Source organism: Streptomyces sp. NRRL B-1347 (assembly GCF_000720325.1).
GTDB lineage: Bacteria > Actinomycetota > Actinomycetes > Streptomycetales > Streptomycetaceae > Streptomyces.
The window spans coordinates 1-7,220 of record NZ_JOJM01000134.1; the positions used below are offsets into that span (position 1 = coordinate 1).

General features: G+C 73.7%; 8 protein-coding genes and 1 pseudogene. 4 read left to right on the plus strand and 5 right to left on the minus strand.

Features of this window, described 5'->3' with window-relative positions:
- From IG74_RS0143240 to IG74_RS0143250, 3 genes and pseudogenes are all read right to left on the minus strand, one after another.
- Nucleotides 1–402 (minus strand): annotated as a pseudogene (locus IG74_RS0143240) (hypothetical protein); the annotation flags it as partial.
- A 95-nt stretch (nt 403–497) separates the two neighbouring features.
- Nucleotides 498–1,031, minus strand: a complete 534-nt coding sequence (locus tag IG74_RS0143245; RefSeq protein WP_030689018.1) for a GNAT family N-acetyltransferase — start codon at nt 1,029–1,031, stop codon at nt 498–500.
- A 1-nt stretch (nt 1,032) separates the two neighbouring features.
- Nucleotides 1,033–1,266: a DUF397 domain-containing protein gene (locus tag IG74_RS0143250; RefSeq protein WP_030689020.1), complete on the minus strand. Its 234-nt coding sequence runs from the start codon at nt 1,264–1,266 to the stop codon at nt 1,033–1,035.
- Nucleotides 1,267–1,453: 187 nt separating this feature from the next.
- Between IG74_RS0143250 and IG74_RS0143255 the strand changes: the two genes are divergently transcribed.
- Both IG74_RS0143255 and IG74_RS0143260 read left to right on the plus strand, forming a co-directional pair.
- Nucleotides 1,454–2,569 carry an NlpC/P60 family protein gene (locus tag IG74_RS0143255; protein ID WP_420710047.1) on the plus strand — a complete coding sequence of 372 codons (1,116 nt, stop codon included), beginning with the start codon at nt 1,454–1,456 and terminating at the stop codon, nt 2,567–2,569.
- Between the two features lie 258 nt (nt 2,570–2,827).
- The gene (locus IG74_RS0143260; RefSeq protein ID WP_030689023.1) at nt 2,828–3,529 is read left to right on the plus strand and encodes a phosphatase PAP2 family protein; all 702 of its coding nucleotides are present in this window, start codon (nt 2,828–2,830) and stop codon (nt 3,527–3,529) included.
- 324 nt (nt 3,530–3,853) lie between these two features.
- On the opposite strand, the gene IG74_RS0143265 is transcribed toward IG74_RS0143260, so the two are convergent.
- Nucleotides 3,854–5,434 carry an FAD-binding oxidoreductase gene (locus IG74_RS0143265; protein WP_030689025.1) on the minus strand — a complete coding sequence of 527 codons (1,581 nt, stop codon included), beginning with the start codon at nt 5,432–5,434 and terminating at the stop codon, nt 3,854–3,856.
- Between the two features lie 94 nt (nt 5,435–5,528).
- Entirely contained in the window at nt 5,529–5,687 is a 159-nt protein-coding gene (locus IG74_RS52990) for a hypothetical protein (protein ID WP_199818979.1), read from the minus strand.
- A 145-nt stretch (nt 5,688–5,832) separates the two neighbouring features.
- On the opposite strand from IG74_RS52990, the gene IG74_RS0143275 reads away from it, so the two are divergent.
- Nucleotides 5,833–6,639, plus strand: coding sequence for a hypothetical protein (locus tag IG74_RS0143275; protein ID WP_030689027.1), 807 nt, complete (start codon nt 5,833–5,835; stop codon nt 6,637–6,639).
- A gap of 176 nt (nt 6,640–6,815) precedes the next feature.
- Nucleotides 6,816–7,004, plus strand: coding sequence for a hypothetical protein (locus tag IG74_RS0143280; protein WP_030689029.1), 189 nt, complete (start codon nt 6,816–6,818; stop codon nt 7,002–7,004).
- The last annotated feature ends 216 nt before the right edge of the window (nt 7,005–7,220 follow it).

Here is a 7,220-nt window from a genome sequence, read left to right on the forward strand (position 1 = left end):
GGCGGGCGGCGGGCCCGGGGCGCCCGGAGGCGGGCCGTACGCGGGCGCGCCGTAGCCGGGGCCGGGTCCGGGGCCGTGCGCGGGTCCCTGGGGCGGCGGGCCGTACGCCGGGGGCCGGGGCGGCGGGGCCTGGGCGCCGGGGGGCGGCGCGGCGGGCGGAGGCGGCGGTGCCACGGGCGGACCGAAGCCTTCCGGGCGGCTGTCACCGCCGGGCGCGGGCGCGGGCCCGCCTTCGGAGGCCGGTTCCCCCTCGGCCGGGGTCTCGGCCGGGGCGTCGGCCGGGGTCTCGCCCGCGGAGGCCGGTTCGCCCTCGGGCGTGGCCCCCGCTCCGGGCGCGGCCCCGCTGTCCGTCGGCGGTCTGTCCTGAGGCTCGGGCCTGTCTCCGGGGTCGTTCGGTTCCATCGTCGGCTCCCCCCAGCCGTCATGCGCAGAAGAACGGGCGCCGGGCGCCTCCCCCGCGCCCAACCCTCCTACAGTCCGGCAAAGTTGGCGCTCCGTCAATCGTTGATTACGGTCAGCGTTCGCAGGAAGCAGACCCGGTCGAGCCCCGGTCCGTCGTAGTCCTTGTGCACGGGGACGCCGTGCGGTCCCACCCCGTCGCCCTCTTCCAGGCGGAAGCCGAGGGCGCGGTGGAAGGCGATGGAGCGGGTGTTCGTCGGGGAGGTCACCGAGCGCACCCGGGTGCGGCCCGCGGCGGCGGCGTTCCGGAAGAACGTCTCGTACAGCTCGCGCCCCACGCCCTGCCCGCGCAGCGCCGGGTCGACGCCCACGAAGTGGATGTACGCCTCGTCGGGGTGGTCGGCCGGGTGGAGGCCGACCAGGAAGGCGCGCACCCCGTCGCCGTCCTGGCGGACGAGGCTCGTACGGGCGAAGAACTGCAGGAACAACTTCGGCAGGAGCAGGGAGAGTTCCCGCATCTCGGCGGGGCTGCGGTCGGTCCACCAGGTGCGGACGGCCGCGACGATCGCCGGGTGGTCGCCGGGCTCGGCCGGGCGCAGCCGGGTCGCGGTTCCGGGGTGTTCCGCTGTCATGTCAGTGCCCTTCCACGAAGTGATCGAACTCGCCCGCGCGCACGCCCAGGACGAAGGCCTCCCACTTCCGGCGGGTCGTCGTGACGACCTCGCCGGGGGCGCCGGTCCCGCGCAGGTACACCGCGTCGCCGGGGCCGAAGGCGTACTCGATCCAGGGGCCGGGGCCCGGCTCGTCCTGCGGGGCGGCGCGGACCCAGTCCAGGCCGGCGGGCGGATCGGGGCGTGCGTCGGCCACGGGCGCCGCCTCCTCCTTCTGGTTCGGGTCGGGCGTGCGGCTTCGAGTATCCGCCGTCGGACGGGCGGTGATCCACCCGGTGCGACGGTCCCGCATCTACACTGATCCCGGCGTACTCCCGGTGGGCGAGGGGTGGTTGACGGTGCGTAAGACGTGGCTGCTCGCGTCCGTCGCGTTCAGTGGCTCCATGGGGTTCATCGGGCTGCTCGTCATCGGCACGTTCGTGGCCGCGGGCTCGGTCGCCGGGGGCGGCGGCTCGCGGGGGAGCGTCGGCCTCGCCAAGGGGGCCGTGCCCACCACGTACCAGCCGCTCGTGCAGAAGTGGGGCAATCTGTGCAAGGCCATCAACCCGGCCCTGCTCGCCGCCCAGCTGTACCAGGAGAGCGGGTTCAACCCGGGCGCGAAGAGCCCGGCCAAGGCGCAGGGCATAGCGCAGTTCATCCCGGGGACCTGGGCCACGCACGGGATCGACGGGGACGGCGACGGGGACCGGGACGTGTGGGACCCCAAGGACGCCATCCCGTCCGCCGCGTCGTACGACTGCAAGCTCGCCAAGTACGTGAAGGACGCGCCCGGCGACCCGACGAAGAACATGCTCGCCGCGTACAACGCGGGCGCGTACGCGGTCATCAAGTACGGAGGCGTGCCCCCGTACCGCGAGACGCAGAACTACGTCAAGATCATCACGACTCTGGAGAAGAGTTTCGCCAGGCCCGTCGGCCGGGTGAATCCGTCGCGGCAGGCGGCCGGGGCCATCTACTACGCGCAGAAGAAGCTCGGCACCTTGTATCTGTGGGGCGGCAACGGAACGGCCGACCAGGGCGGCCGTTTCGACTGCTCGGGGCTCACGCTCGCCGCGTACCGCAGCGTCGGCATCCCCCTGCCGCGCGTCGCCAACGACCAGTACAACGCGGGGCCGCACCCCAAGCGGGACGAGCTGCTCCCCGGGGACCTGGTGTTCTTCTCCGACGATCTGAGCAACTCGCGGGCCATCAGGCACGTCGGTATCTATGTGGGCGGCGGCTACATGATCGACGCGCCGCGCCCCGGCGCGAAGATCCGCTTCGACCCCATCGACACCCCTGACTACTTCGGAGCCACCCGCGTCACCGAAGATGGCGCAAAAGCAGTGCCCAGTGAGCCTCCCGAGGAGCGCGACGAGGACGCCGAGAAGGGCCGGAAGCCGACCGGCGAGCCGAGCTCCCCGCCGTCCGGCAGGCCCTCCGAAGAGCCTTCCGAGGAGCCTTCGGGGGAGCCTTCCGCGCCTTCGGGGCAGCCGCAGCCGGAGGGCACGGACATCTGACCGGCGGCCGGAGCGGAGGCGTACGCCCGGCGCACGCGCCGCCCGAGCTGGCTGGAACGTTCCGCTAAAACACCCCCCTGAGCTGCGGCGATGAGTCTCTCTTCGATAACGTCTGAGTGATCATTCGGTGGAGAGTGGAACGTAGATAAGGGGACTGTGCGTTCCCTTGACTGGTACAGCACGCACTGGCCACGGGGGTTGATGGAGGGCGCGTCAGGCGGCGCGCCCGCGAGAGAGAAGACAAGGGGCCGCAGCATCATGGCTGGACTCGACACATCCGGGTCGAACCCCGACGTCAGCCTGCTCTACGACATCAACGGCCTGGCGGAGGACTCCCCGGGCTGGTTCGCCCGCACCATGGAGTTCGTCGGTGAGTACGGACTGCTGCTCGCCCTGGTGCTGCTCGTCCTCTGGTGCTGGTGGGGCGCCCGCAAGCGCGGCACGCTCGACGACGCGGCCGGCTCCGTCGCCGCCGTCGTCTGGGCCCCGCTCGCCGCCGCGATCGCCGTCCTCGTGAACGTGCCGATACGGAACTTCGTGGAGCGGCCCCGCCCCTTCAAGGACCACCAGGGCCTCGAGGTCCTGGTCGACGGCAAGAACGACTACTCGTTCGTGAGCGACCACGCGACGCTCGCCATGGCCATCGGCGTCGGCCTCTTCGTCGCCAACCGCAGGTTCGGCTTCGCCGGGATCGCGCTCGCCGCCGTCGAGGGCTTCTGCCGCGTCTTCATGGGCGTGCACTACCCCACCGACGTGATCGGCGGCTTCGCCCTCGGCACCGCCGTGACGCTGCTGCTCTCGCCGCTCGCGATGGCGCTGCTCACGCCCGTCACCAAGGCGATCGGGCGCTCGGGGAAGGCCGCCCGTCTGGTGTGGGCGCCGCACCGCGGCGCCCGGCCGGTCGCCACCCTGCCCGAGCAGGAGGCCGCCGGGTCGGACGAGAAGGGCCTCGCCGCGTAGAGGCACCGGGCGCCACCAGGCGCCCGCGCGCCGCCCGCGCACCGCGGCGGCGCAGCAGCCACACGCCGGTGCCGCCCGAGAGCGCGCCCGCCACGGCTATCCGTATCCGGGTACGTGTCATGCCCCCAGGCCAGCGGTCCCGCGCCCGCCGGGCCACCCGGGGGCGGTCCGGGCGGGGCCGAACGGGTGCGGGGCGCCCGCCGTCGGAGTGGTCGGCGGCGGGCGCGTGCTTCGCTGGAATTGCCACGTGGGGTCGTCTACTGCCTGCGGGGCCGACGTGGCTGGTCGCGCAGTTCCCCGCGCCCCTTCGGGGCGCTGTCGGCGTCACAGGGCCTGCGGGAAGCTGAAGAAGCGCGTCGGGTCGTAGGCCTTCTTCACCTTCTTCAGGCGGGGCGCCGCCGGGCCGTAGTACGCCTCGCGCCAGTTGGTCAGCGTCGGGTCCGTGTAGTTCTGGTACGCCGCGCCCGACGCGTGGCGCCGCATCGCGCCGTGGGCCCCCGTCAGCCAGCCCTGGGCGCCGGTGCCGGAGGTGCCCGCGCGCCAGGAGGCGATGTACTGGGCGAGCATCCGGGAGCGGCGGTGCACGAACGCCGTGGCCGTCGGGTCGACGCGGTTGATGGCGCCGCCGAGCGCGGTCAGGGCGATGCTGCCCGCGGTGCCGCGCTCGCCGCGCACGTGCTCGATCTGGCCGAGCAGCGCGCGGATCCCGGCGGCGGACAGGGAGCGGTCGAAGAAGTCCGAGCGGGCCGCGTACGTCTCCCGGCCGAGCGCGCCCGTCGGGGTGCGGCCCGGCGTCCGGCCCGGCAGATGGCACTGCGCGTCCGTCGCGAACGACGAGCAGCCCGCGTACACCTCCATGGCCTCCTCGTAGCCGCGGCGCTTCAGGGAGACGCTGCGGGCGGACGCGCCCACCTTGTCGGCGAGGCGGTCGACGGCGTTCTGCAGCGCGCCGTACGTGCCGAGCGAGAAGGCCGCGACGGAGACGGTGGGAGTGCCGCCGGGGACGGCCGCGAGGTGCAGCGACGACCAGATCTCGTCCGGCTGCGAAGGGCCCCACTCCTGCCAGGCCTTCACCACGGCGGCGGCCTTCGCCCACGGCCAGGTGAGGTAGGCGGAGACCGCCTGCGGGGCCGGGTGGGTGCGGAACGTCAGCTCCGTGACGACGCCGAACTGGCCGTTGCCCGCGCCGCGCAGCGCCCAGAACAGGTCCTTGTGCTCGGACTTGTCGGCCCTGATCAGCTTCCCCGCGGCGGTGACGAGCGTCGCGGAGGTGAGGCTGTCGCAGGTCAGACCGTAGGCGCGGGAGACGACGCCGTGGCCGCCGCCGAGGGTCAGACCGCTGATGCCGACCGTCGGGCAGGAGCCCGCGGGGATGGTGACGCCCTTCGCGGCGAGGGCGCGGTAGACGTCGATGAGCTTCGCGCCGCCGCCGATGGTGGCGGTGGAGCCCGAGGCGCGGGTGCGGTTGAGCCGGGACACGTCGAGGATCAGCCGGCCGGTGCCGGAGGACCAGCCCGCGTACGAGTGGCCGCCGTTGCGGACCGCGACGGGGACGTCGTGGGCGCGGGCGTAGGCCAGGGTGGTGCGGATGTCGTCGGGGTGCGCGACGTACGCGACGGCGGTCGGCTTCAGGTTGTCGAAGCGGGTGTTGTACAGCTGGCGGGCCGTGGCCCACTGGGCCTCGTTCGGCCGCACCAGGGAGCCGTCCAGGTCACGGGCGAGCGCGGTGAGGTCGGCGGCGGCGGACGCGGCGGCCGTCCTGATCGGCGTGGTGGCCGTGGACCCCGTCGCTTTTGTGGTACTCGCCGACGCGCTGCCCGAGCCGCCGCCCCCGCCGGTGCAGGCGGCCGTGCCCGCCGCCGCGGCCGCGGCGGCCGCCGTCCCTATGAACGTACGTCGTGCCAGCCGTTCCATGAGCCCTCCCGTTGCTTTCCCGCACAACGAGACGACAGCGGGAGCCGGGGGGTTCCGGGGGAACGGCCGTACCGGGCCGCGGGTTTCAGGGGGTCTCGCTGTGGGCGGCGGCGTCGGCGCGGGCCTTGCTGCGGGCGCGGCGCGCGGGGCCGCGCCAGCCGCAGCTGCACCGGGCGGCGCAGAAGCGGCCGTTCTCCTCGGTGGTCGTACGGTGCGGCGGTTCGGGGGAATGCTGCTCGGGCACGGCCCCACGGTACGCCGGGAGAGTGAACGCGCTGTCGCGTGACAACACCCCGTACCGGTCGTTATTGGGAACACAGGGGGCTCGACCCGGTGGGCGCCGCACGGCGGTCACCGACGCGTGGAAAGGCTTGGGGGTCGGCAGGGCGATGGGGCAGCAGCGCAGACACACGGGCACGGCGGCCGTCGCGGCCGCGGTGGGCCTCATGACGCTCGCCACGGGCTGTTCGGGCGGCGGTGCCGCCGCGAGCGACGACCCCGCCAAGGAGGTGCGGGACGCCGCCGACTCGCTGGTGAGCGCGGGCACCTCCAAGGCGCGTACGTCCATGGAGATGGCCAGCGGCGGCACCCGTGTGACCATCCGGGGGCACGGGGTGTACGACTACCGGCGGCGGCAGGGACGCCTCGACGTCGTGCTGCCGCAGGACCCGGCGGACCGCGGCCGGCGCAGGCCGCCGGTCACGGAGCTGATGACGGGCGGGGACCTCTACATGAAGAACCGCGGCGCCGGGGTGCCCGCCGACAAGTGGGTGCGGGTCGAGACGGCGTCCCTCTCCGACGGGAACCTCGTCACGGGCGGCGCCACCGATCCGCTCCTCGCCGCCGAACTGCTGCGCGGGGCGCGACGGGTGACGTACGTGCGCGAGACGCGCGTCGACGGCGTCGCCGTGCGGCACTACCGGGGCGTGGCCGATCTGGCGGGCGCGGCGTCGGCGGCGTCGGCGCAGTACCGGGACGCGCTGCGGGCGGCGGTGGCGAAAGGGTTCAGCAAGGGCGGTGTTCCGTTCGACGCGTACGTCGACGAGCGGGGGCGGCTGCGCAAGCTGCGTCACCAGTTCCAGGTGGCCAACGCGGAGGTCGCGTCGACGACCTCGCTGTACGGGTTCGGGGCGCCGGTGCGGGTGCGGCTGCCGCCGGAGAAGGACATCTACGCCGGGAAGATCGCCGAGCGGTAGCGGCTGGGTGGTGGCGGCTGGGCGGTGGCGGCCGTGCGGTAGCGGCTGTGCGGTGGCCGCATATCGATGGCTGATAGTCGCAATATGGTCCGTCCGTGCCATGCGCGGTACGTAGGCCGCTCCCTACTCTAGGAAGCCGGTACCGGCACAACCGTGGTCAGGAAGAGGTGGTGAACGTGGCTCTGGTGCGCGGCACGGCGGTTCAGGACCACGTTGCCCTCGCCGAGATCGAGCTGTGCGGCGAACTGATCATCGCGGCGTCCGCTGCGCGTGGTGAGCGGCTCAGTGCGGACCGGATCGACGAGGTGCTGCGGGTCTCCGACGGCCAGCCCGACGACAGCCCGCCCCCGGGGTCGGGGTCGTAGCCCCCTGCCTGCGAGACCCCTGCCCGCGAGGCCCCGGCCTCGTGGGCGCCCGCCGCTACCGCGGCGGGTTCTCCCACCCGCCCACCCGGAACTCCCCGGCTTCGCCAGCCGGGCCCTGACGCGGAGCGCTGCGGGTTGTTCGTTCGGGTGTCCGCCGCTACCGCGGCGGGATTTCCCACCCTGTCTCTTATACACATCTGACGCTGCCGACGAATA

Bases quoted from the DNA above. Each gene is read 5' to 3' on its own strand.
- IG74_RS0143245 (WP_030689018.1), bottom strand. From the start codon at position 1,031: ATGACAGCGGAACACCCCGGAACCGCGACCCGGCTGCGCCCGGCCGAG.
- IG74_RS0143255 (WP_420710047.1), top strand. From the start codon at position 1,454: ATGGGGTTCATCGGGCTGCTCGTCATCGGCACGTTCGTGGCCGCGGGC.
- IG74_RS0143260 (WP_030689023.1), top strand. From the start codon at position 2,828: ATGGCTGGACTCGACACATCCGGGTCGAACCCCGACGTCAGCCTGCTC.
- IG74_RS0143275 (WP_030689027.1), top strand. From the start codon at position 5,833: ATGGGGCAGCAGCGCAGACACACGGGCACGGCGGCCGTCGCGGCCGCG.